This window comes from Rhodococcus sp. IC4_135 (genome assembly GCF_011602025.1).
GTDB classification, from domain to species: domain Bacteria; phylum Actinomycetota; class Actinomycetes; order Mycobacteriales; family Mycobacteriaceae; genus Rhodococcus_F; species Rhodococcus_F baikonurensis.
Window position 1 is genome coordinate 14,551 of record NZ_JAAOLG010000029.1, and the last position, 23,805, is coordinate 38,355.

The following is a 23,805-nucleotide window of genomic DNA, read 5'->3' on the forward strand; positions in this document are numbered from 1 at the left end:
CTGAAAGACAAGTGAAGCCGATCACATCAGGAGCACTCTTCTCATGGCGACAATCCGACCTGACGACCAAGCAATAGACGCCGCCGCAAGGCATTACGGCATCACTCTCGACCAAACAGCCCGGCTCGAGTGGCCGGCACTGATCGACGGAGCACTGGGCTCCTACGACGTCGTCGACCAGTTGTACGCCGACGAGGCAACCCCGCCGACCACGTCACGCGAGCACGCGGTGCCAACTGCGAGCGAAAACCCTTTGAGCGCTTGGTATGTGACCACCAGCATCCCGCCGACGTCGGACGGCGTCCTGACCGGCCGACGCGTGGCGATCAAGGACAACGTGACCGTGGCCGGAGTTCCGATGATGAACGGATCTCGGACGGTAGAGGGATTCACTCCGTCACGCGACGCGACTGTGGTCACTCGACTACTGGCGGCCGGCGCAACCGTCGCGGGCAAAGCTGTGTGTGAGGACCTGTGTTTCTCCGGTTCGAGCTTCACACCGGCAAGCGGACCGGTCCGCAATCCATGGGACCGGCAGCGCGAAGCAGGTGGATCATCCGGCGGCAGTGCAGCACTCGTCGCAAACGGTGACGTCGATTTTGCCATCGGCGGGGATCAAGGCGGATCGATCCGGATCCCGGCGGCATTCTGCGGCGTCGTCGGACACAAGCCGACGTTCGGGCTCGTCCCGTATACCGGTGCATTTCCCATCGAGCGAACAATCGACCATCTCGGCCCGATCACACGCACGGTCCACGATGCCGCACTGATGCTCTCGGTCATCGCCGGCCGCGACGGTAACGACCCACGCCAAGCCGACAGTGTCGAAGCAGGTGACTATCTGTCCACCCTCGACTCCGATGTGGACGGCCTGCGAATCGGAATCGTTCGAGAGGGATTCGGGCACGCGGTCTCACAGCCCGAGGTCGACGACGCAGTCCGCGCAGCGGCACACAGTCTGACCGAAATCGGGTGCACGGTAGAGGAAGTAAACATCCCGTGGCATCTGCATGCTTTCCACATCTGGAACGTGATCGCCACGGACGGTGGTGCCTACCAGATGTTGGACGGCAACGGATACGGCATGAACGCCGAAGGTTTGTACGATCCGGAACTGATGGCACACTTTGCTTCTCGACGCATTCAGCACGCCGACGCTCTGTCCGAAACCGTCAAACTGGTGGCCCTGACCGGCCACCACGGCATCACCACCCTCGGCGGCGCGAGCTACGGCAAAGCCCGGAACCTCGTACCGCTTGCCCGCGCCGCCTACGACACTGCCTTGAGACAATTCGACGTCCTGGTGATGCCAACGCTGCCCTACGTCGCATCCGAATTGCCGGCGAAGGACGTGGATCGTGCAACCTTCATCACGAAGGCTCTCGGGATGATCGCCAACACGGCACCATTCGACGTGACCGGACATCCGTCCCTGTCCGTTCCGGCCGGCCTGGTGAACGGGCTTCCGGTCGGAATGATGATCACCGGCAGACACTTCGACGATGCGACAGTCCTTCGTGTCGGACGCGCATTCGAAAAGCTTCGCGGCGCGTTTCCGACGCCGGCCGAACGCGCCTCCAACTCTGCACCACAACTCAGCCCCGCCTAGTCCTGACGCACTGTCAGACAACAAATTCCACCGATTCACACATGATCAGCCCACATAAGAAAAGGTGAACCAGATGTCAGTAACGATCGACCACACAACGGAGAACGCCGCACCGGCCCAGGCGCCGGTCTCCGACCGGGCGTGGGCACTGTTCCGCGCACTCGACGGTAAGGGATTGGTACCCGACGGTTACGTCGAGGGATGGAAGAAGACCTTCGAGGAGGACTTCAGTCCAAGGCGCGGAGCGGAATTGGTAGCGCGCGCATGGACCGACCCCGAGTTCCGGCAGCTGCTTCTCACCGACGGTACCGCCGCAGTTGCCCAGTACGGATACCTGGGCCCCCAGGGCGAATACATCGTGGCAGTCGAAGACACCCCGACACTCAAGAACGTGATCGTGTGCTCGCTGTGTTCATGCACCGCGTGGCCCATCCTCGGTCTGCCACCCACCTGGTACAAGAGCTTCGAATACCGTGCGCGCGTGGTCCGCGAACCACGGAAGGTTCTCTCCGAGATGGGAACCGAGATCGCGTCGGACATCGAGATTCGCGTCTACGACACCACCGCCGAAACTCGCTACATGGTCCTCCCGCAGCGTCCCGCCGGCACCGAAGGCTGGAGCCAGGAACAACTGCAGGAAATCGTCACCAAGGACTGCCTGATCGGGGTTGCAATCCCGCAGGTTCCCACCGTCTGATCACCCCGACAAGAAGGAAGCACACCATGGATGGAGTACACGATCTTGCCGGAGTACAAGGTTTCGGCAAAGTCCCGCATATCGTCAACGCCGACATCGGCCCCACCTTTCACGCCGAATGGGAACACCTGCCCTACAGCCTGATGTTCGCCGGTGTCGCCGAACTCGGGGCCTTCAGCGTCGACGAAGTGCGATACGTCGTCGAGCGGATGGAGCCGCGCCACTACATGATGACCCCGTACTACGAGAGGTACGTCATCGGTGTCGCGACATTGATGGTCGAAAAGGGAATCCTGACGCAGGACGAACTCGAAAGCCTTGCGGGGGGACCGTTCCCACTCTCCCGGCCCAGCGAATCCGAAGGCCGACCGGCTCGCGTCGACACGACCACCTTCGAGGTCGGTCAGCGAGTACGCGTGCGAGACGAATACGTTCCCGGGCATATTCGAATGCCTGCATACTGCCGTGGACGAGTGGGAACCATCTCTCATCGAACTACCGAGAAGTGGCCGTTTCCCGACGCAATCGGCCACGGGCGCAACGACGCCGGCGAAGAACCGACGTACCACGTGAAGTTCGCCGCCGAGGAATTGTTCGGTAGCGACACCGACGGTGGAAGCGTCGTTGTCGACCTCTTCGAGGGTTACCTCGAGCCTGTGGCCTGATCTTCCAGCATTCCAGGCGGCGGTCACGCGATCACAGCGGTTCGTGCGACCGCCGCCTGATCACCACGATTCACTCATTCGGAAGGACACTGGAAATCATGGTCGACACACGACTTCCGGTCACGGTGCTGTCAGGTTTCCTGGGCGCCGGGAAGACGACGCTACTCAACGAGATCCTGCGCAATCGGGAGGGCCGTCGGGTTGCGGTGATCGTCAACGACATGAGCGAAATCAACATCGACAGTGCAGAAGTCGAGCGTGAGATCTCGCTCAGTCGCTCCGAGGAGAAACTGGTCGAGATGACCAACGGCTGCATCTGCTGCACTCTGCGAGAGGACCTTCTTTCCGAGATCAGCGCCCTGGCCGCTGCTGGCCGATTCGACTACCTTCTCATCGAATCTTCGGGCATCTCCGAACCGCTGCCCGTCGCGGAGACGTTCACCTTCATCGATACCGACGGCCACGCTCTGGCCGACGTCGCCCGACTCGACACCATGGTCACCGTGGTCGACGGCAACAGTTTTCTGCGCGACTACACGGCTGGGGGTCGCGTCGAAGTCGATGCTCCGGAAGATGAACGAGACATCGCGGATCTGCTTGTCGACCAGATCGAATTTGCCGACGTCATCCTGGTGAGCAAGGCCGATCTGATCTCGCACCAGCACCTGGTCGAATTGACCGCGGTCCTGCGATCTTTGAACGCAACCGCTGCGATAGTTCCGATGACACTCGGTCGCATCCCACTCGACACGATTCTCGACACCGGTTTGTTCTCGCTCGAGAAAGCTGCACAGGCGCCCGGATGGTTACAAGAACTCCAAGGTGAACACACTCCCGAAACCGAAGAGTACGGAATCAGTTCGGTGGTGTACCGCGAGCGTGCACCCTTCCACCCCCAACGGCTGCATGACTTCCTCAGCAGCGAGTGGACCAACGGAAAGTTACTTCGGGCCAAGGGCTACTACTGGAATGCCGGTCGGTTCACCGAGATCGGGAGTATTTCCCAGGCCGGTCATCTCATTCGCCACGGATACGTCGGCCGTTGGTGGAAGTTTCTACCCCGTGACGAGTGGCCGGCCGACGATTACCGCCGCGACGGAATCCTCGACAAGTGGGAAGAACCTGTCGGAGACTGCCGACAAGAACTCGTCTTCATCGGCCAAGCCATCGACCCGTCTCTACTGCACCGAGAACTCGACGCGTGTCTACTCACCACAGCCGAGATCGAACTCGGGCCAGACGTGTGGACCACCTGGAGCGACCCCCTGGGTGCCGGGTATACCGACCAGACCGTTTGATATTGGTCCGGTTTGCCGTAAGTTGTGCGCAATGGGGGTATCACGCAACCGAACTCGGGCGCTGTTGATCGTCGCGGCAATCGCAGCCGGGACCGTTGCTGCGGCGACGCCGGCGGAGGCCACCTGGACAGCCGCGCCGATGTGCGGCGATTGGCAGGTCGAGACCGTAGCGCGGGGGTTGGAGCAGCTCGAGAACCTCGAGCCCGATGACAACGGCGGGTTCTACCTCTCCGGCGAGTCGAAGGTCTATCACGTCGACGCCGCAGGACAGGTACGAACAGTCCTCGACGGCATGGGTGCCCCTGGCGGTTTGCAACTCGACGGTTCGAGGCTGTCCTTCCTCACCAGACAGGACGGCAAGCTGTGGCACCTGGACACCACGACGGATCAGCTGTCCGCACCCGTCGACTTCGCGGGCAACGGCCTGCTCCGCCTACCCGACGGCGATCTACTGACCACGTGGGTCGGAACAGAAGGCGGCCAGTCGAAGGGCGTGTCGCGCTATCTGAACGACTCCGGAGCCGTCGTACCCAATTGGTCGACCGTGCCGCGTTCGGAGGGACTCGCGCTCAGTCCGGATCATCGAGCCGTGTACACCGATGACCTGTTCACCGGTCAGATCATTCGAGTGCCCTTGGATTCCCCTGACACGTGGACCGTTGCAACGACGGTCCCGAGCCTGATCCCCGGCCTCGACGATCTGACAATGTCGCAGGATGGAATGCTCTACGCCGCAGCTCACGTCGAAGGCTCTATCTATCGCGTAAACCCTGAAACCGGCGCGTCCTGCGTCGTCGCTTCGGGTCTTTCGAATGGGTGGACCGGGCCGAGTTCAGTGCGTATAGGACAGGACGGCGACGGCTGGGCGCTCTACGTCACCGGCTTCGACGGGACGCTGCGTCGCCTGGTACCTCCGCCGGGCGTCGAACTCGCACCCGTCCGCTGACGCCGATCCCTTCGGCACGAGATTCCCCGACCTGGCGATATTTAAAATCACGCTGATTTGAAGGCATGCCCGCAGCGCAACGGCCGCTTGTCCGGAAACTGTCAACAGTTCTACACGGAGAAATGGCTACCCTTAGGTTTACGCTGCACGCATGTTTTCTTCCGTCGCAGCGAAGATCCGCCTGGTGGTGGCACTGCTCCTCACTGCCCTCCTGGCGCTGACTCTGTCATCGTGCTCGAGTGGCTCGGATTCGTCGGCAGCCCCCACAGACCTGTGTGCACCTCCTGGAGTGGGAGCCGCAACCGCGGCACCCACCAATCTGGACGCGGCAGCGGGTGCGGGCGCCGAAGACCGCTACACCACGGCCACCGTCACCCCGGTCGATCAGATCGACACCTCGAAGCTGAACTTGATCAAGCCCGGGGTCATCACGGTCGGCACGCTCGGTGACGCGCCCCCGAGCATCTGCGTCAACTCCGAGAATCAGTACACCGGATACGACAACGAACTGCTGAAGGCCGTCGCGGACAAGCTGGGCCTGAAGGTCGAGTTCGTCGGCACCGAGTTCGCCGGTCTCCTCGCCCAGGTTGCCGGCCGACGCTTCGACGTCGGCTCGTCGTCCATCACCACCACCGACGACCGTCGCAACACCGTCGGCTTCACCAACGGCTACGACTTCGGATACTTCTCCCTCGTCGTACCCAACGGCAGCGCCATCACCGGCTTCGGTGACCTGGATGCCTCCAAGCGCATCGGCGTCGTGCAGGGAACCGTGCAGGACGACTACGTCGTGAACACGCTCAAGCTCGATCCCGTGAAGTTTCCCGACTACGCCACGGCGTACGCGAACCTCAAGTCCGGACAGATCGACGCCTGGGTAGCTCCGTCTCAGCAGGCCGAAGGCGCAATCGCTCCCGGCGATCCGACCTCGATCATCCAGAACACCTTCTCGGTCAACAACTTCGTCGGCTGGGCGGTGAACAAGGAAAACCAGCCGCTGATCGACGCCCTCAACTCCGGCCTCGACGCAGTCATCGACGACGGAACCTGGTCTCAGCTGTACTCCGATTGGGTACCGCGCCAACTCCCTGAAGGCTGGAAGCCAGGATCCAAGGCAGCGGCCACTCCGGAACTGCCCGACTTCGCTGCCATCGCGGCAGAAAACGCAGCAAACGGCGACGGTGGAGATACCGCGTCGTACCAGCCGAAGTCGACGCTCGAACAGCTCAAGGACACGTTCTTCGACTGGGATCTGTACAAGAAGGCATTCCCCGATCTCCTCAAGACCGGTCTTCCCAACACACTTATCCTTGCGCTCGCGTCGGGCATCATCGGCACGATCCTCGGCATGCTGCTCGCTGTCGCCGGTATCTCGCGCACCCGATGGCTGCGCTGGCCGGCCCGCGTCTACACCGATATCTTCCGCGGACTGCCCGCAGTCGTCATCATCTTGATCATCGGGCTCGGCGTCGGCCCGATCGTCAAGGGAATCACCGGCAGCAATCCGTACTGGCTCGGTGTCGCGGCGCTGTCACTGCTCGCGTCGGCGTACATCGGTGAGATCTTCAGATCCGGTATCCAGAGCGTCGAGTCCGGGCAGCTCGAGGCTTCCCGTGCCCTCGGCTTCAGCTACCGCAAGTCCATGTCGCTGGTCGTCATCCCGCAGGGTGTACGACGCGTTCTTCCGGCATTGATGAACCAGTTCATCTCGCTGATCAAGGACTCGTCGCTGATCTACTTCCTCGGTCTCCTCGTCACCCAGCGGGAACTGTTTGCCGTCGGACGTGATCTCAACGCCCAGACCGGCAGCCTGTCCCCGCTCGTTGCGGCAGGCCTGTTCTACCTTGCTCTGACCATCCCGCTGACGCACCTCGTCAACTACATCGACAACCGACTCCGGACCGGACGCGCCGACACTTCAGGCACGTTGGATCCGCTCGAGCAGGCCATCGTCGTGGAAAGGGGCTGAGGACATGACAACCAGCTCTGAACTGAAGTCCGTATCGCTCACCGGCAAGGACCTGCATCTGTCCTTCGGCACAAACAAGGTGCTTCGCGGCGTCAACCTGCACGTCGACGCCGGAAACACCGTCACCGTCATCGGGCCCTCCGGTTCGGGCAAGTCGACGCTCCTGCGCGTGCTGAACCGTCTGCACGAGCCCGAGCAGGGTGACGTGCTGCTCGACGGGAAGTCCGTATTGAAGGACAACCCCGACGAGCTACGCCAGCGAATCGGCATGGTGTTCCAGCACTTCAACCTGTTCCCGCACAAGACCGTCGCCGAGAACATCGCGCTCGGGCCGAACAAGCTCAAGGGTTTGTCCAAGGATCAAGCTCGGGCTCTCGCGCTCGAGCAGCTCGACCTGGTGGGGCTCAGGGAGAAGGCGGACTCGCGGCCCGGCAACCTTTCCGGTGGTCAGCAGCAGCGCGTCGCCATTGCCCGCGCCTTGGCGATGAAGCCCGAGGTCATGTTCTTCGACGAGGCGACGTCGGCTCTGGACCCCGAACTGGTCAAGGGTGTTCTGGCGTTGATGTCCGATCTCGCGAAGTCCGGCATGACCATGGTCGTCGTAACGCACGAAATGGGTTTCGCGCGTTCCGTTTCCGACAAGGTCCTGTTCATGGATCGTGGCGCCGTAGTCGAAACCGGCACTCCGGAACAGCTTTTCGACGATCCAGAAACAGATCGACTGCAGGCGTTCCTGTCACAGGTTCTCTGACTCGGGGGCGCTTGCGGGAGATCGACGGGCGTTGATCCTGGACGCCTGAAGCATCAGATGGTCACGTTCGGCGAGGTTGGATGCCTTGTGCGCTGCATCGGCATACAACCTCGCCGCCGTCTCCAGGTCTCCGTCGCGTTCGCGGAGATAGGCCTCGACTGCGGCATGGCGTGGAAGTGAATCGTCCAGCGCTGCAAGAGCTGCCAAGCCGGCGCGTGGTCCGTCCGCTTCGCCGACGGCCACCACTCGGTTGAGCCGGACGATCGGGCTGTCGGTCAAGGCTGCGAGTTCGTCGTACCACTCCACGATCTGCACCCAATCGGTCTGGTCTGCTGTGAGAGCGTCGGCATGGAGTGCAGCGACGGCGGCCTGGGCCTGGAACTCACCGAGCCGGTCGCGGGCGAGAGCTGCCTGGAGGATCACGACTCCTTCGGCAATCGAATCGGTGTCCCACCGGCTGCGATCCTGCTCGGCTAGCGGAACCAGACTGCCGTCCGCGGCAGTTCGCGCGGCTCGGCGAGCGTGATGGAGCAGCATCAGTGCGAGCAACCCTGCGACTTCGGGGTGATCGATCGTGGCCGCCAACTGCCGGGTGAGCCGGATGGCCTCGGCAGCGAGGTCGACGTCACCGGAGTACCCCTCGTTGAAGACCAGATAGAGGACACGCAGGACGGTGGCGACATCGCCGGGTTGCTCGAACCGGACGCCGGAGACCGTGCGCTTGGCTCGGCTGATGCGCTGAGCCATCGTCGCCTCAGGTACCAGGTAGGCCTGCGCAATCTGGCGCGTGGTGAGCCCGCCGACAGCGCGCAGTGTGAGTGCAACAGCGGACGACGGCGTCAACGACGGGTGCGCGCACAGAAAGTAAAGCTGGAGTGTGTCGTCCACGCCCGGCACTGACCCGCTGACCGGCCGCTCGCCTGGCTGCTCGTCAGCCAGGTACTCCCGCTTACGGCGAGCCACATCCGACCGGATCCCGTCGAGGAACCGCCGCCAGGCCACTGTGACCAGCCAGCCCTTCGGGTCCCGCGGCGGGTTGTCCGGCCAGACCCTGACCGCCTCGAGCAGAGCGTCCTGCACGGCGTCCTCGGCCGACGCGAAATCTGCTCCGCGGCGGACGAGGATGCCGAGCACGCTCGGAGTCAGACTCCGAAGCAGGGCGTCGTCCATGAGAGTTGTCAGTCCGTGATGGTCGGCGGCTCGGTCAGGAACGGGCGCAGTTCGAGCCATTCGTGAATCGGCTTCCCGCCTGCGCCGGGCGCGGCCGAAAGCTCCCCGGCCAATTCGACGGCACGGTCGTAGCTGTCGACGTCGATCACCATCCAGCCGGCAATGAGGTCCTTGGTTTCCGCGAACGGGCCATCGGTGACCGGGGGGCGACCCTCACCGTCGTACCGGACAAAGGTGCCCTCAGGAGCGAGAGCCTGACCGTCGACGAACTCGCCCGCCTTCTCGAGCCGATCCGCGAAGTCCTGCATGTACTTCACGTGAGCCGTGATCTCGTCCGGTGTCCACTGGTCCATCGGCACGTCGTTGACTGCAGCCGGAGCGCCGCGGTAGTGCTTGAGCAGCAAGTACTTGGCCATCGTGAATCTCCTCTGTGTCGGTGCCACCCATTCTGGTCGCACTTCACTACAGGGACGAAGCAAGTCGGAGATTCTCGACATCGGCCGGCTATTCTCGACATCGCGGGGCTTCGGGCCCTAAATCCACCCCTGCCGGCGGGCGATCACCGCAGCTTCGTGCCGATTCGCAGCACCGAGTTTGGTGACAGCTGACGACAAATAGTTTCGGGTGGTACCCGCAGAGAGGTGTGCCCGGGAAGCGATCTGCTCGATGGATGCTCCGTCGGCCGCGTACTCGAGTACGTCCGCTTCGCGCGGAGTAAGCGGTGAGTCGCCGGCGCCGATTGCCTCGGCAGCCAACGACGGGTCGACGTACCTCCCGCCCGCGTGGACGCTGCGAACCACCTCGGCGAGCGTCGCCGCAGGCGTCGTCTTCGGCAGAAATCCGCGGACGCCGGCTGACAGTGCCTTCTTCAGGTATCCGGGACGCCCGTGGCTCGTCACGATGATCGAGGCGCACCCCGAGACCGTCTGCGCAATCTGTTGCGCCGTCTCTATACCGTCGATACCTGCCATTTGAAGGTCGAGCACGGCTACGTCAGGTTGATGCTTTGCAGCAGCGATCACGGCATCCTCGCCGGATTCGGCTTCTGCGACGACAACGATGTCGTCCTCGAGCGACAACATCATTGCCAGCGCCGAGCGGATCAGGTTCTCGTCGTCGGCCAGCAGTACCTTGATCGGCTCGGTCACCGAGACTCCTTCGTTCGGGACGGAAAGTGGGCGGTGAGGGTGAAGCGATCTTCGTCCTGCACGGTTTCGACAGTTCCTCCGACGGCGCCGACGCGCTCGCGCAATCCGTTCAGGCCGGTTCCGTTGTTCGGCTCTGCGATACGTGCGCCGTCGTTGGCGATCACGACGCCGTCCGCCAACACCTCGATGCTGCAATTCTCGGCACTGGAGTGCCGGAGAATGTTGGTCACGCCTTCACGGACGACCCAGGCAGCGGCTTCGGCCAGTTCCACCGGTAGTTGATCTGCCGATCCACGTATCGCAGTAGAGATTCCGGCGGCCTCGAGCAGCGACTGCGCACCGGCCAGCTCGGACGCCAAGGCGATGGACCGGTATCCCCGAACCAACTCGCGCGCTTCGTCGAGTGAATCTTGCGCAAGTTCGCGCACTTCGTCCATCTGCGCGGCGGCACGATCGTCGCCGCGTCGTGAAAGCGTGGCTGCAAGTTCACTTTTCACCGCAATTGCAGACAGTGCCCGCCCGACGACGTCATGGAGATCGCGAGAAAATCGCAACCGCTCCTCGGCGACGGACAGAGCGGCGGCGGCTCCGCGCGCCTCGTCCAATTCGGTGACCATCCGCAGCAGCCACACCGACATGTAGACGGTCAGCCCCATGAAGCCGGCAACGATTCCGACGGACACCCCGCTTTCCGGACCCGCAAGCAGTCCCAATACAACCCCGGCGGCCACCGAGCCCACGATCAGCCAGCGCAACGACGTCAACCCCGCAAGCGGCACGACGAGAATTGCCGCCAGCCAGAAGTACGGGCCGTTCTCGCCATTGCTTCCCAAGGCAATTCCCGCCGAGCAGAACGCCGACAACGTCATCACGGCAAGAGGAATCTGAACGGGCTTGGCCACGACTCCGCCCAGATCAGGCATCCGAGACACGGCGACGACGCACGCACCGGCACTGATTCCGAGGAAGACACCCGACAGATACCGATCGGCAATGATCTCGGTGACCGCACCGAAGCCACCGAAAACCACTGCGACCATGATGAACGACTGCCGCGTGTAGAGGCGAACCTTGTCGACGTTCGACGCGGTTCGCCATGTCCGTCTCGGATTCCAGCGTCCGAAGTTCTGCGCGATCATGCCCACTACCTTCTCAGAGTTCTACGAACGCGGTTCCCAGCGGAAGTGGACATTCGCAATCAGAACCGAACCGACGATCCACGCCAGCATGACCAACAGCGGTTGCCCAGCCGAACCGAAGGTGTCGACAAATCCGGCCGCAGCACCGGGCGCATCGCCCAGATCGGCCAGTTCGCCAGTGGTTCTCCCCAGCCATCCGAGATTGAGAAGGTCGACTACCGCGGCCAGCGGAGTGAAATCGAGAATGCGAGCAACGTTGTCCGGCACGACGTTCCTGATCGAAGACATACCTGCCGTCGCCAGAATCAGAATCGGCATGCAGGTGATCTGCGCCGCCTCCGCGTTCCGAGTGACAGCCGAAGTGATCAACGCCAGCGCGGTGAAGAGCGCAGCGCCGCCGATCACCGCGACCAGCACCAGCACCGGATTGACCGGAGCACTGCCGCCGAGAACAATCACGGCGATTCCGATGACCACCGTCAACAGGCCGGTGAGAACCCACGACGGCACCGCCGGGCCCGCAAGGATCTCGGCGTCGCTGCATTCCCCGGTGCGTAGTCGCTTGAGAACCAACTCGTCACGACGCGTCGCGTACACCGACAGGAGGTTGTAGAAGACCACGAACACGAGAAGGAAGAGTGCAAACACTTCGAGGCCTGCCGACACCGACTTGTCCGACAGCCCGCCATCTCGCGACAGATACAGCATTCCCACGGGAAAGATCAACGGGAGGACGATTGCGTTGAAGAGCAACAGTCGATTTCGTCCCAGGAGCGTGAACTCCGAACGAGACAGGGTTGCTATGCGGTTCATGCCGGCGCTCCTTCGAGAGTTGCGTGATGATCGAATTGGTCTGCAATGGAGAGGAATACGGTCTCCAGGGAAGCCGCGCGGGCATCCAAGCCGGTCAGCAGGATATTGTTGTGCTGCGCCCACAGCAGCAGTTCCGTCAGGGTCTCCTGCACTGTGCGAGTGGTGATCACCACCAGATCGTTCTCGACGCGAACCTCGGCGCCGGCCAGGGCGGGGAGCGGAAGACCTGGACGGTGCAGTTTGATCTGTGCGGGATGATCTGCGACGACGTCCGCCACGGTTCCGCTGCGCACCACCGATCCACGGTGCATGATCGCCAATTGGTCACACAAGGACTCGGCTTCGTCGAGGTAGTGCGTCGTCAACATGATGGTGACGCCCGACGCTTTCAAATCAGCGATCAATTGCCAAGTGTTACGACGACTTTCGGGGTCCAAACCAGTAGTCGGTTCGTCGAGAAACAGGACGAGTGGCCGGCCGATGATCGCGCACGCCAGATCCAGTCGCCGCGCTTCACCGCCCGAGAGGAACTTCACGCGGGTCTCCCCACGGTCACGCATGTCCACACGCTCGAGCACCTCGTCGACGGGAAGCGGATTCGAACACGTTCCGGCCCACATCGCCAAACTCTCACGAGCAGTCAAGTCTTGGGGAAGTCCACCCTTCTGGAGCATGATGCCCAGCGATGGGCGGATCTGCTTGCGGTTACGCACCGGATCCATCCCCAATACGCGCACCGTACCGGCGCTGGCTCGTGAAAGGCCCTGAATCACTTCGAGAGTGGACGTCTTTCCGGCACCGTTCGTTCCGAGGAGGCCGAACAACTCGCCTTCCTGAACACTCAGATCAAGATTGCGGACGGCATCGAACGCATCCTTGCCGGAGCCGTAGCGCCGCGACATTCCGACTACGTCAATCACAGGATCGCCCTTCATCGCTGCGCCTCCTCTCGGTTCCAGCTGCGCAGTCCGATCGCGAATCGAATGCCCGCGTAGACAGCGAGAGCGGCAACAAGAATCCAGGACACCGGATTGGAGCCGATGATCGCGAACACCCCTCCGATGATCGCGATGTTCACCACGATCACAACAAGTTCGCGGCCCATCGTGGGTGCGGGTCCGATGTCCATCAGGTCCGTCAGGAGGCTTCCCTCATGTGGTTCTCTCATGCTTCAAGCCTCGCGGGAAGTCGGGGCCGAAAACAGTGCGCAGCATCATCACCTGCGGTGACACCGTCATGGATCGGCGATGACAAATGTCATGCGACGTCCCCGCGGGGACGCGTCGTACATTGCAGGTAAGGGTCGCCTCGTTGTTTTGCCGTTCATTTTTACGTTCCTTTACCCTTGCTTAGAGCTTCTACGGTTCCCGAAGTCCGTACATCGAATCTCGGGAGTTCACGGTGGCTATCAAGCCTTTGGCCTTGTTTGTCAAACACGACGGCGTGTCTGCACGCGCGTCGATCACCTGCCAGTACAAGTGCGGAAATGCGTGCTCTCACGAGGTCCCCAACACCTCGGGCGGCGAGTACTTTCGCGACATCGCACGCACTGCACTGACTCGTCGAGGCATGCTCCGGGGCAGTGGCATGGCAGTGCTCGCGGTGGGAGCGGGCAGCGCCCTCGTCGCCTGTTCGGACGAATCTGCAAGTGCGGAACCGGGAACCGGATCCGCGAGCGGCAGCAGCGGCGGGTCGACACCAGCAGGGACGAACTTTGGTGCCGTCGCGCCCAACAAGGAAGACAAGGTCACCGTCCCTGACGGATACGATCAGGCCGTCGTCATCCGTTGGGGTGACGCCGTTCTCGCCGGAGCCCCGGCCTTCGACTTCGACAAGCAAACTGCTGCTGCACAGGAACTGCAGTTCGGATTCAACAACGACTTCGCCGGATTGCTCCCGGTCGACGGGCAGCCCAACACCTACCTGCTCGTGGTCAATCACGAATACTCCACCGAGCCGGCGATGTTCCGCGGCTACGATGCGGAGCACCCGACCGAGGAGCAGTTCAAGATCGGCCTGGCCAGCCACGGACTGTCGGTCGTCCAGGTCAAGGGCGAATCCGACAACGGCAAGCTGGTACCGGAGATCGGATCGAACAACCGCCGCATCACCGGAACCACGGAGTTTGTCGTGACCGGCCCCGCTGCAGGTAGCGACTTCCTCAAGACGAGTGCCGATCCCACGGGAACCAAAGTGCTCGGCACCCTCAACAATTGCGCCGGCGGTGTCACACCCTGGGGCACAGTGCTTTCCGGCGAAGAGAACTTCAACCAGTACTTCGCGAACGCCGAGGGTGTCACCGATCCCACGGTCGCAGCACGGCTGAAGCGCTACGGTCTGGCCGGCGCCGCTTCCGAGCGCAAGTGGGAACGCTTCGACAAGCGGTTCGATCTGGTCGCAGAACCCAACGAGGTCAACCGATTCGGATACGTCGTCGAGATCGATCCGTGGGATCCGTCGTCGACTCCGATCAAGCACACAGCGCTCGGACGGTTCAAGCACGAAGCCGCCACCATTTACATCACGTCGGACGGAACCGTCGTGGCCTACAGCGGCGACGACGAGCGCTTCGACTACATGTACAAGTTCGTCTCGAGTCGAAAGATGCAGGACGGCAAGAGTCAGGCAGCCATGCGCCACAACATGACTCTGCTCGACGCCGGAACGCTGTACGTTGCAAAGCTCAGCGGAAACTCCGCCGGCGAGATCGACGGCAGCGGCAAGCTCCCGTCGGACGGCACGTTCGACGGAACCGGCGAATGGATCGCCATCCTGCGCACCGGCGAAGACGGCAAGGGCGAATCGCTGGTCGACGGCATGAGCGCCGAAGAGGTCGCCGTCTTCACCCGTCAGGCCGGTGACAAGGTCGGGGCAACGAAGATGGATCGTCCCGAAGACTTCGAAGCAAACCCGAAGAGCGGCAAGGTTTACGTCGCACTGACCAACAACACCAAGCGCGGAGTCGACGGTGGCGCCGCGGCCGACGAAGCGAACCCGAGGAACAACAACAAGAACGGCCAGGTCCTCGAAATCACCGACGACCACGCCGGCACCACGTTCGGCTGGAATCTTCTTCTCGTCTGCGGAGATCCGGCCACGGCCGATACCTACTTCGGTGGTTTCGACAAGAGCAAGGTCAGTCCCATCTCGTGCCCGGACAACCTTGCCTTCGACCCGCACGGAAACCTGTGGATCTCCACCGACGGCAACGCACTCAAGTCCAACGACGGACTGTTCAGCGTTGTCCTCGAAGGCGAAAACCGCGGTGAGACAAAGCAGTTTCTCACCGTTCCCGTCGGCGCCGAAACCTGCGGCCCCATCGTGGACGAAAAGCGCGTCATCGTCTGCGTCCAGCACCCCGGCGAGACCGACGACGCCAGCATCGAAAGTCCCGCATCCCACTGGCCCGACGGTGGTTCCTCCCAGCCCCGCCCGTCGGTAGTTGCGGCCTGGAAGAAGGACGGATCTCGGCTCGGCTCGTAACACCGCACGAAAACGACTGTGGGGCAGATCGCATACTCTGCGATCTGCCCCACGTCGTTACCTCAGATTCTCACGAGAATCAGTTGTCACCATCCTCGCGACGCTTACGCGTCAGGAGAACAACACCCGTTCCCAGCGCCAGCAGCAGAACCAATCCACCTGCTGCGAGCAACGTGGTATTCACGCCACTCTCACCAGCGCCACCACCGGAGTTGATCGTTCCTCCCTGAGGAGCAGACGTCTGCGGCTTCGGCTGACCCGGCTGACCCGGGTTTGCTGTCGGCGGCTTCGGCTGTCCCGGAACCGTGCTCGGAACCGGCTGACCCGGAACCGTCGGCGGTACGACGATCGGAGGCACAACGACGATCGGGGGAATGATGATCGTCGGTGTAACCGGCACCGTCGTGTTCGGAACCGTCGTGGTCGGCGGAACTGTCGTGACCGGCGTCGTGGTCGTCGGCGGCGTAGTTGTCGTCACGCCACACGGATCCACTATCTCTTCCGCGACAACTTCTTCTGTCGTGGTCTCCTCTGTGGTGGTCTCCTCCGTAGTGGTGGATTCCTCCGTACCGGTCACATCGGCGTCTCCGGCAGTGATCGCGCTAGCCGTCGTGGTCGCAGCCGTTGTGGTCGGAACCATCCGCGTGGTCGTCGTCGGAGGAACACAGGGCTCCGTCGTGACCGGCGGCGTCGTGGTGGTCGTCGGAGGCACCGTGGTGGTGGTCTCCGGCGGGTCCACCGGGTGTTCGGTGCAGAGAGCATCGCCCGGAACACAGTCCACCGGCGGGTTCTCGCCACCAACCACCAGGTAGTTGTTCAGGACACCCGGAGTGAATCCGGGACCCGACAACGTTCCGATCTCAGGGTTGACCTTGACGGTGTACGTCACCGTCGCGCTCTCACCCTTGGCCAGCTTTCCGGTGACCGTGAAGACGTTGTCGACGACACCCGAAACAACCAGCGTGGAAGTAGTAGCCGGATTCTTCGTCATTACTGCATCGTCGAGAACATCGGTCAGATCGTCGTAGAAGCTGACCTCACCATCCGCGGTACCCACATTCTTGAACGTGAGCGTGTACGTGATCTCCTGACCGGCCACCACACGGTTCGTGGTGGACGGATCGGAGGACTTCAGTACCTCGATTGCGGGAGTGCCGTCTACCGGATGCTCGGTCGTCACCGGCGGAGGAGTGATCTCCGGACCGGTCGGCGGCTTCGCAGTACCGGTGACCTTGTTGTTGATCAACGTGCCACCGGCAACACCGGCATTGACCTTCACCTGATAGGTCAGAACAACCGACTTACCAGCCTCGAGTGCACCCGTCCAGGAAAGCGTCGTACCCGACAGGGTCGGAGCCGCACCGTCGACACCGTCAACCATCGCCTTCAACGAACCGTCCACCAACACGGCATTGTCGAGAACCTTCGACAGATCATCGGTCAACACCACCGGATCAAGAGTCGTGTTACCCGTATTGGCACCGGTCACCGTGTACGTGATCGTCTGACCAGCAGCAACATTGGTACCCGAGGCCGGATCCGCAGTCTTCGCGACCGTGAACCCCGGAACCTTCACCGGATGCGTCGTGCACAGCTGCGTCGCCGGATCACACACCTCCGGAGGATCAACCGGAGGAGTCGTACCCGGAACAACGAAGTTGTTCACGAACACCCCACCAACGACATCGGCATCGACCTTCACCGAATACGTCACCGTCTTGCTCTCACCCGCAGCCAAGGTCCCCGTCACCGAGAAACCATCACTGCCGACCATCGTCGCAACCAACGGAGCATCAGCAGTCAAACCACTCAATACACCCTTGTCCACAACCTGACGCAGATCGTCGAAGAACGCCACCTCACCCGCACCGTTACCAGTGTTCGTAAACGTGAGCGTGTACTTGATGTCCTGACCGGCAACAACATTCGAACCCGACACCGGATCAGAAGACTTCACCACAGCAATCTTCGGAGACAGAACCGGATGCTCGGTCGTCACCGGCGGAGGAGTGATCTCCGGACCGGTCGGCGGCTTCGCAGTACCGGTGACCTTGTTGTTGATCAACGTGCCACCGGCAACACCGGCATTGACCTTCACCTGGTAGGTCAGAACAACCGACTTACCAGCCTCGAGTGCACCCGTCCACGAGAGCGTGGTGCCCTCGAGGGTCGGAGCAGTCGCGTCGACACCGTCGACAGTCGCCTTCAGCGAACCGTCCACCAACGCCGCGTTGTCGAGAACCTTCGACAGATCATCGGTCAACACCACCGGATCAAGGGTCGTGTTACCCGTGTTGGCACCGGTCACCGTGTACGTGATCGTCTGATCAGCAGCAACATTGGTACCCGAGGCCGGATCCGCAGCCTTCGCGACCGTGAACCCCGGAACCTTCACCGGATGCGTCGTGCACAGCTGCGTCGCCGGACCACACACCTCCGGAGGATCAACCGGAGGAGTCGTACCCGGAACAACGAAGTTGAGCACCGTGTTGTCGGCATCCGCCGCAACACGATCGGCATCAGCCTTGACCGTGACGGTGTACGTCACCGTCTTGCTCTCACCCGCAGCCAAGGTTCCCGTCACCGAGAAACCATCCGTGCCGACCATCGCAGCAGTCAACGGATCCTGCGCAGACAAGCTGCCCGCAACCAGATCAGCATCGTCAAGCAGACCACGCAGATCGTCGAAGAACGCGACCTCACCCGCACCGTTACCGGTGTTCGTGAACGTGAGCGTGTACTTGATGTCCTGACCGGCAACAACATTCGAACCCGACACCGGATCAGAGGACTTCACCACAGCAATCTTCGGAGACACCACCGGATGCGTCGTGCACAGCTGCGTCGCCGGATCACACACCTCCGGAGGATCAACCGGAGGAGTCGTACCCGGAACAACGAAGTTGTTCACGAACACCCCACCGACCACATCGGCATCGACCTTCACCGAATACGTCACCGTCTTGCTCTCACCCGCAGCGAGGGTTCCCGTCACCGAGAAACCATCGCTGCCGACCATCGTCGCAACCAACGGAGCATCAGCAGTCAAACCACTCAATGCACCCTTGTCCACAACCTGACGCAGATCGTCGAAGAACGCGACCTCACCCGCACCGTTACCAGTGTTCGTAAACGTGAGCGTGTACTTGATGTCCTGACCGGCAACAACATTCGAACCCGACACCGGATCAGAAGACTTCACCACAGCAATCTTCGGAGACACCACCGGATGCGTCGTGCACAGCTGCGTCGCCGGATCACACACCTCCGGAGGATCCACCGGAGGAGTCGTACCCGGAACAACGAAGTTGAGCACCGTGTTGTCGGCATCCGCCGCAACACGATCGGCATCAGCCTTGACCGTGACGGTGTACGTCACCGTCTTGCTCTCACCCGCAGCCAAGGTTCCCGTCACCGAGAAACCATCCGTGCCGACCATCGCAGCAGTCAACGGATCCTGCGCAGACAAGCTGCCCGCAACCAGATCAGCATCGTCAAGCAGACCACGCAGATCATCGAAGAACGCCACCTCACCCGCACCGTTACCAGTGTTCGTAAACGTGAGCGTGTACTTGATGTCCTGACCGGCAACAACATTCGAACCCGACACCGGATCAGAAGACTTCACCACAGCAATCTTCGGAGACAGAACCGGATGCTCGGTCGTCACCGGCGGAGGAGTGATCTCCGGACCGGTCGGCGGCTTCGCAGTACCGGTGACCTTGTTGTTGATCAACGTGCCACCGGCAACACCGTCGTTGACCTTCACCTGGTAGGTCAGAACAACCGACTTACCAGCCTCGAGTGCACCCGTCCAGGAAAGCGTCGTACCCGCCAGCGTCGGAGCAGCAGCAGGAGCACCGTCGACAGTCGCCTTGAGCGAACCATCCACCAACGCCGCGTTGTCGAGAACCTTCGACAGATCATCGGTCAACACCACCGGATCAAGCGTCGTCTTACCGGTGTTAGAACCCGTCACCGTGTACGTGATCACCTGACCAGCATTGACACCAGTGCCCGAGGCCGGATCCGCAGTCTTCGCGACCGTGAACCCCGGAACCTGAACCGGATGCGTCGTGCACAGCTGCGTCGCCGGATCACACACCTCCGGAGGATCCACCGGCGGAGTCGTACCCGGAACAACGAAGTTGTTCACGAACACCCCACCGACCACATCGGCATCGACCTTCACCGAATACGTCACCGTCTTCGTTTCACCCGCAGCCAAGGTCCCCGTCACCGAGAAACCATCACTGCCGACCATCGTCGCAACCAACGGAGCATCAGCAGTCAAACCACTCAATGCACCCTTGTCCACAACCTGACGCAGATCGTCGAAGAACGCCACCTCACCCGCACCGTTACCAGTGTTCGTAAACGTGAGCGTGTACTTGATGTCCTGACCGGCAACAACATTCGAACCCGACACCGGATCAGAAGACTTCACCACAGCAATCTTCGGAGACAGAACCGGATGCTCGGTCGTCACCGGCGGAGGAGTGATCTCCGGACCGGTCGGCGGCTTCGCAGTACCGGTGACCTTGTTGTTGATCAACGTGCCACCGGCAACACCGTCGTTGACCTTCACCTGGTAGGTCAGAACAACCGACTTACCAGCCTCGAGTGCACCCGTCCAGGAAAGCGTCGTACCCGCCAGCGTCGGAGCAGCAGCAGGAGCACCGTCGACAGTCGCCTTGAGCGAACCATCCACCAACGCCGCGTTGTCGAGAACCTTCGACAGATCATCGGTCAACACCACCGGATCAAGCGTCGTCTTACCGGTGTTAGAACCCGTCACCGTGTACGTGATCACCTGACCAGCATTGACACCAGTGCCCGAGGCCGGATCGGCAGTCTTCGCGACTGTGAAACCGGGAACCGAGTGATTGGTCTCCACCGGAGGGGGAGTGATATCCGGACCAGTCGGCGGCTTCGCAATGCCGCTGACCTTGTTGTTCAGGACAGTGCCTGCGGCAACCCCGTCGTTGACCTTCACCTCGTAGGTGAGAACGACAGACTTACCGGCTTCGAGAAGACCAGTCCACGAAAGGGTGGTGCCCGACAAAGTGGGAGCAGTAGCAGGAGCACCGTCGACGATCGCCTTCAGCGAACCAGGAACGACGGCAGCGTTATTGAGAACCGCACCCATATCATCAGTGATCACTACGGGATCTAGCTTCGTCTTGCCGGTGTTGGTGCCGGTGACGGTGTACTTGATCGACCCGCCGGCCTGAACAGTCGAACCGGAAATCGGATCAGCAGTCTTCTCCAAGGTGAAGCCGGGAACTGAGTGATTGGTCTCCACCGGAGGGGGAGTGATATCCGGACCAGTCGGCGGCTTCGCAATGCCGCTGACCTTGTTGTTCAGGACAGTGCCTGCGGCAACCCCGTCGTTGACCTTCACCTGGTAGGTCAGAACAACAGACTTACCAGCCTGGAGATTGGCGGACCACGACAAAGTGCTGCCCGACAGAGTCGGAGCAGCGGCAGGAGCACCGTCGACGATCGCCTTCAGCGAACCAGGAACGACGGCAGCGTTATTGAGAACCGCACTCAGATCGTCAGTGATCGTCGCGGGAGTCAGTGCCGTCTTGCCCGTGTTGGTACCGGTGACGGTGTACGTAATGGTGTCGCCGGCCCGAACCGTCGAACCGGAAGCCGGATCCGCCGTCTTCGTCAGCGTGAAACCAGGCATGGGATGCGTCGTGCAGAGATTGGTTGCAGGATCACATGTTGTCGGAGGAGTCGTAGTCCCGGGAACCAGATAGTTGTTCAGTACCTTGTTGCCGCCATCTTTGACAGTGACGGTGTATGTGACTGTCCCTTTGCCTCCCGCCGGCAAGGTGCCGCCGACCTTGATCTTGTCGGGGCCGTTCAAAGCAGCGGTGAGCCCACCGGTTGCAGCCCCGACCGCGACAGTTCCGTCATCGATGACATCGGTGAGATAGTCCGTGTAATCGATCGTCGCCGGCGCAGCGCCAGGGTTCTCGAAATTCAAAGTGTAGGTGATTGTTTGACCGATATTGACCGTCTCACCGGTAGGTGGTGACGACGACTTCTTCACGAGAACCGGTGTGTTCTTGACCTTGCAGTACACGTTGTCGCCCGGCGAAAGTGCTGCCTGCGCGACGTCACCGACCCTGAGTGTCTGGGTCACACCGTTTACCTGGCAATCCCATGACGTCGCATAGTTCGCGGTCTTGGTAGCCGAGGTAGTTGGCTTCTCCCAGAAAGTGACAGGGGTGGGCGTGGTATCCGCGAGGAGCGTCCGCCAGCCAGTCGATGCCGTCGTATCAGTCGCACCGGTCGTGGTGCTCTTGATCTCGGTTGCTGCGGCAGCGCCCGCGTTTGCGTGGTGCCCGGTGCTCATGCCGATCGTGAAATCGTCACCGGGGGTGACGCGCGTGAGGTCCTTGTCGATCTTGACCTTCGAGAGCAGGACACCGAACGCCAGGCCCTGACGAGAGGTGGCCAGAACCGTGTTACCGAACGTCGCCGCGAAGTTTGTCGGAGCGGTCGACGCCACAACCAAAGTGCCTGGCGAATACTCCCGGTTATTGACCAGGTTCCACGAATCGCATCGGACGGTGGTGGCGGGCATGGCCGTCAGCCCACCGTCGCAAGCCCGAATTCCGGGGTAGCCGGGCGCATCCGCGCCAACCGTGCGCGCGATCTGACGAAGAGGCTTGTCAGAATTGAAGCTCAGGAACTCTTTGTCAGTCGACGTGTTGGCGTCGGTCGACTCGGCGTCAGCAGCCACGAGGCCGTAGTTGTAGATCGGGCCATTCGGACCGGTCATCACGATGTTCTTCAGCGACACCGTTCCGCCGGATTGTCCATTGTCAGACGACTTCTGATAGATCGCAGGCTTGATCGTCGATGGCACACCCGTGTACGCAGAAGACCCAAGAGCTGCGTAGTGCAGGGTGGGAAATTCCTTCGTTTCGATCCCCTGGTGTGTCTTTCCTGCCACCGAGTCGGTGAGGAAAGCCTTGAAGTTGATCTTGTAGCCCTCGGTGAGCTGGATTTCCATCGACTGCCCGGCAGCAGAAGCAGCCGTGGCCGCATTGAGCGTCGACATATCGATCCAGCAGATGTTCTGCGAGAACGGACCGGTGCCGGGGGCGCTGAATGCGCAGCCCTTTGCGGGCTGTTCATCCGGCAGGACAGCGGCGCGAGCCGGCGCCTGAGCCTGAACGAGACCGCCGAGCGTCGCGGCCGGCTGCGCTGACGCAACCACTGACGTCGCGCCGGAGATACCGAGAATCATCGCGATGGCGGTCCACACCACCGTCCACGCTCGCACCCAGGGCGGGAGCCCTGCGGTGAATAAGGCCGACCTTGTCGGCGGAATGTCGTTAGGCATTTCTTACTCCCCAGGATGTGCCTGATCGATGTTCGGTGGACGGATATGCGAGAGCGCTGGCGCGAACTCCCGATTGATCGGTTGGTTCGGGTCGATGCGCCTGTTTTCGGCTGATCGACCTCACACCGGACGCTGTTGCCGGTCCTGTCATTCGAGCTCCTCTTCGGAAACACTTGCGTGTTGGAAGAGCCGTCCCGAACAGGACCTTGGCCCTCGAAATCCATGCAAATCGAGAGCAACCTTCCAGTTATCTGGACCAAGATAGCAGATAACCGGGAGCTTGCCCATCGAAAGTCAGACAAAGCAGACCGATCGCCGTTTTTGTTCGTAGATCGGACAACATCCGGGAAGCGGTGTTGTTCAAGCGGACAATTCGCCCACCGGAGTACGTCGCGACACCGAACGCGATGAAATTCGACGTTTTCGCTGACCAGATCGGGTGAAGACCCCCGTCGAGTACGGCACCCAATCTGGACAAATGCCCAATATGTATAAGGCCTGTTGAGTGCACCACAACCATCTGAACCCGAGGCAAATCCTCGTCACTGAGTGGCGCAATACCATCCGAACAAACCGCTGAAATTGATCGAATTGATCCAGACCGCACCCAGCGACGGCTGCCGGTAACGAAGCACCCCGGGGCTCCGATATTTTGATTGCGAGGCGCAACATTCGACCCGAAACCGGGCGTCCACCCTGGCACCAGACCGAACTTCAAGTCCGTTTTATAGCTTTTCGGAGGGAGCGATTC

At 61.5% G+C, this 23,805-nt stretch carries 16 protein-coding genes; 8 read left to right on the top strand and 8 right to left on the bottom strand.

The annotated features are described in order from the left end of the window. Positions 1-43: 43 nt before the first annotated feature. The 7 genes from G8767_RS29460 to G8767_RS29490 all read left to right on the top strand — a co-directional run bounded on the left by G8767_RS29460 (position 44) and on the right by G8767_RS29490 (position 7,935). Positions 44-1,609, top strand: coding sequence for an amidase (locus tag G8767_RS29460; protein WP_166813395.1), 1,566 nt, complete (start codon positions 44-46; stop codon positions 1,607-1,609). A gap of 73 nt (positions 1,610-1,682) precedes the next feature. Then, positions 1,683-2,306 carry a nitrile hydratase subunit alpha gene (gene nthA / locus G8767_RS29465; protein WP_166813401.1) on the top strand — a complete coding sequence of 208 codons (624 nt, stop codon included), beginning with the start codon at positions 1,683-1,685 and terminating at the stop codon, positions 2,304-2,306. A 26-nt stretch (positions 2,307-2,332) separates the two neighbouring features. Continuing rightward, positions 2,333-2,971 carry a nitrile hydratase subunit beta gene (nthB, locus tag G8767_RS29470; RefSeq protein WP_166813403.1) on the top strand — a complete coding sequence of 213 codons (639 nt, stop codon included), beginning with the start codon at positions 2,333-2,335 and terminating at the stop codon, positions 2,969-2,971. A gap of 98 nt (positions 2,972-3,069) precedes the next feature. Beyond that, positions 3,070-4,269, top strand: coding sequence for a GTP-binding protein (locus G8767_RS29475; RefSeq protein WP_166813405.1), 1,200 nt, complete (start codon positions 3,070-3,072; stop codon positions 4,267-4,269). A 31-nt stretch (positions 4,270-4,300) separates the two neighbouring features. Then, on the top strand, positions 4,301-5,215 hold the full coding sequence (locus tag G8767_RS29480) for an SMP-30/gluconolactonase/LRE family protein (protein ID WP_095973577.1): 915 nt from the start codon (positions 4,301-4,303) through the stop codon (positions 5,213-5,215). A 151-nt stretch (positions 5,216-5,366) separates the two neighbouring features. Continuing rightward, entirely contained in the window at positions 5,367-7,184 is a 1,818-nt protein-coding gene (locus G8767_RS29485) for an ABC transporter substrate-binding protein/permease (protein ID WP_124568480.1), read from the top strand. A gap of 4 nt (positions 7,185-7,188) precedes the next feature. Further along, entirely contained in the window at positions 7,189-7,935 is a 747-nt protein-coding gene (locus G8767_RS29490; RefSeq protein ID WP_166813407.1) for an amino acid ABC transporter ATP-binding protein, read from the top strand. On the opposite strand, the gene G8767_RS29495 is transcribed toward G8767_RS29490, so the two are convergent. From G8767_RS29495 to G8767_RS29525, 7 genes are all read right to left on the bottom strand, one after another. After that, positions 7,921-9,105 carry a DUF6596 domain-containing protein gene (locus G8767_RS29495; RefSeq protein WP_166813441.1) on the bottom strand — a complete coding sequence of 395 codons (1,185 nt, stop codon included), beginning with the start codon at positions 9,103-9,105 and terminating at the stop codon, positions 7,921-7,923. The genes G8767_RS29490 and G8767_RS29495 overlap by 15 nt on opposite strands. 8 nt (positions 9,106-9,113) lie before the next feature. Further along, on the bottom strand, positions 9,114-9,521 hold the full coding sequence (locus tag G8767_RS29500; protein WP_166813409.1) for a YciI family protein: 408 nt from the start codon (positions 9,519-9,521) through the stop codon (positions 9,114-9,116). A 117-nt stretch (positions 9,522-9,638) separates the two neighbouring features. Then, the gene (locus G8767_RS29505) at positions 9,639-10,253 is read right to left on the bottom strand and encodes a response regulator transcription factor (protein ID WP_095973581.1); all 615 of its coding nucleotides are present in this window, start codon (positions 10,251-10,253) and stop codon (positions 9,639-9,641) included. Continuing rightward, entirely contained in the window at positions 10,250-11,392 is a 1,143-nt protein-coding gene (locus G8767_RS29510; RefSeq protein ID WP_166813411.1) for a histidine kinase, read from the bottom strand. The genes G8767_RS29505 and G8767_RS29510 overlap by 4 nt, the downstream gene beginning before the upstream one ends. Before the next feature lie 21 nt (positions 11,393-11,413). After that, the gene (locus tag G8767_RS29515) at positions 11,414-12,205 is read right to left on the bottom strand and encodes an ABC transporter permease (protein WP_166813413.1); all 792 of its coding nucleotides are present in this window, start codon (positions 12,203-12,205) and stop codon (positions 11,414-11,416) included. After that, positions 12,202-13,140: an ABC transporter ATP-binding protein gene (locus G8767_RS29520; protein WP_166813415.1), complete on the bottom strand. Its 939-nt coding sequence runs from the start codon at positions 13,138-13,140 to the stop codon at positions 12,202-12,204. Before G8767_RS29520 ends, G8767_RS29515 begins: the two co-directional genes overlap by 4 nt. Next, the gene (locus tag G8767_RS29525) at positions 13,137-13,373 is read right to left on the bottom strand and encodes a hypothetical protein (protein WP_235170832.1); all 237 of its coding nucleotides are present in this window, start codon (positions 13,371-13,373) and stop codon (positions 13,137-13,139) included. The genes G8767_RS29520 and G8767_RS29525 overlap by 4 nt, the downstream gene beginning before the upstream one ends. Positions 13,374-13,606: 233 nt before the next feature. On the opposite strand from G8767_RS29525, the gene G8767_RS29530 reads away from it, so the two are divergent. Further along, entirely contained in the window at positions 13,607-15,688 is a 2,082-nt protein-coding gene (locus tag G8767_RS29530; protein ID WP_166813417.1) for a PhoX family phosphatase, read from the top strand. 79 nt (positions 15,689-15,767) lie between these two features. Here the strand turns inward: G8767_RS29530 and G8767_RS29535 are convergent, their stop codons facing one another. Next, positions 15,768-23,054 (bottom strand): isopeptide-forming domain-containing fimbrial protein, encoded by a 7,287-nt coding sequence (locus G8767_RS29535; protein WP_206029903.1) that lies wholly within the window; start codon positions 23,052-23,054, stop codon positions 15,768-15,770. Positions 23,055-23,805: the final 751 nt, after the last annotated feature.